Genomic DNA, 1,756 nt, shown 5'->3' with positions numbered 1-1,756 from the left:
CTTTAATCTGCTTCATGGCGGCAGCAAGTTCAGAGGCAGGAACAACCTGTTCTCCGGCGGCCACAGCAGTAAGACTTCCTTCCTGGTATTGCTTACGCCAGAGAAATAACTGGCTGGCTGCTACACCATGTTGCCGGGCAACGAGGGAGACCGTCATCCCCGGTTCAAAGCTCTGCTGAACAATTGCGATCTTTTCCTGTGTGGTACGCCGTCTGCGTTTCTCCGGCCCTAAGACATCAATCATCTGTACTCCAATGACTAGTCTAAAAACTAGTATTAAGACTATCACTTATTTAAGTGATACTGGTTGTCTGGAGATTCAGGGGGCCAGTCTAGCTGGTTTCCTAAAGGTAGTAGTACTTATCTGCTGATGCGAGAAACACATTACAATGCGGGTATATTCGTTTGGGTGTTAATGTTTTCACGCCTGATTATAAAACACCGTTATAGTGATCCTTCTATTGTGCCACCGCCACCTGCCTGGCAAATGAAAGCGGCTTCGCTAATGCACATCATGCTTTATATAACCTTCCTTGCACTTCCTCTGCTGGGGATTGCTTTGATGGCTTACAGTGGAAAATCGTGGAGTTTCCTTGGTTTCAATGTGTCTCCCTTTGTTACCCCAAACAGCGAAATTAAAGCACTGATATAAAATATTCACGAAACCTGGGCAAATATAGGTTACTTTTTAATCGCAGCTCACGCTGGCGCAGCTCTCTTTCATCACTACATTCAGAAAGATAATACTCTGTTACGAATGATGCCTCGCCGCAAATAAGTCGATCCCCTGACAAGGAAATGTGAACCATGGACATCAACGCGTCATAAATGTTTACGCAAGTGCACAATGCACCCTTTCCACTATCAACAAGGAGGAGCAGAAACTGTGTAAATCGTACAATGGTAAGACTTATCAAAAATACAGGTTAATTTTGGTATTTAAACCTTTTTTACTTGTTAGTATGATACAAAGGCTTTCAAAAAAGCTGGGAAATTCAACAACTCTTGGAAATTATGGACTTTGTCCCGCGGCTTTAATCTGACGGCCGCGTTCCTTTTTTGACTCAATTATTGACCCCTTCTCTACGCAACTTCAGTTCCCACCACCAACTTTGCGGCAGTTTCATAGGATGAATGTCTAAAAGAATAATGGTGAGCGATAAGAAAACGACTGAATAACTGCACATTTTCGCTCGAAAGCTTCCTGTCAGATCCATAGCGAATCAAGTGCTGAATGTCACAGTATCGAACAGAAAACAGTGACGATCTAACCCTTCAAGAATATTCTACGATTGTTCTGTTTAGGAAAAGTAAGGCGGGAAGTCGGGAGATAAGTCATTGATAAAGTGGCGGAGAGAGGGGGATTTGCCCCCCCGGTAGAGTTGCCCCTACTCCGGTTTTCGAGACCGATGATACAGAGTCGAAAAATCAAAGAGTTAAAAATTTTTCTTGGAAAAAATGTCTTAAAATCGTACACGAAAAATCAATGAATTACATAACATTAAAGAAGAATATTCCAAGCCTTCTTGAGTCCACCACCTGTTTTCAGGTGTCATTCAGACGTGATTTGCCCCAGATTGGGAAAGCACGCTTTTTTCTCAGCTTATTGAAGTGGCACACTGAATTTGGCCACCTGAACAGAGGTGATATGCTCACCTCAGAACAACACAGGTGCTCCAATGAAAAAAAGAAATTTTAGCGCAGAGTTTAAACGCGAATCCGCTCAACTGGTTGTTGACCAGAAATACACGGTGGC

At 43.2% G+C, this 1,756-nt stretch carries 1 protein-coding gene and 1 pseudogene; one reads left to right on the top strand and one right to left on the bottom strand.

The window, feature by feature from the left end; genetic code table 11:
• Positions 1–244 (bottom strand): transposase (locus BGK49_RS13950; protein ID WP_000567704.1); only part of this gene is annotated, 244 nt, incomplete at its 3' end.
• Between the two features lie 126 nt (positions 245–370).
• Here BGK49_RS13950 and BGK49_RS13945 point away from each other — a divergent pair.
• Positions 371–778 (top strand): annotated as a pseudogene (locus BGK49_RS13945) (cytochrome b).
• Positions 779–1,756: the final 978 nt, after the last annotated feature.

The sequence above is a fragment of the Shigella sp. FC1544 genome (assembly GCF_001722145.1).
Lineage (GTDB): Bacteria > Pseudomonadota > Gammaproteobacteria > Enterobacterales > Enterobacteriaceae > Escherichia > Escherichia coli.
This window is presented reverse-complemented; position numbering and strand designations above follow the sequence as displayed.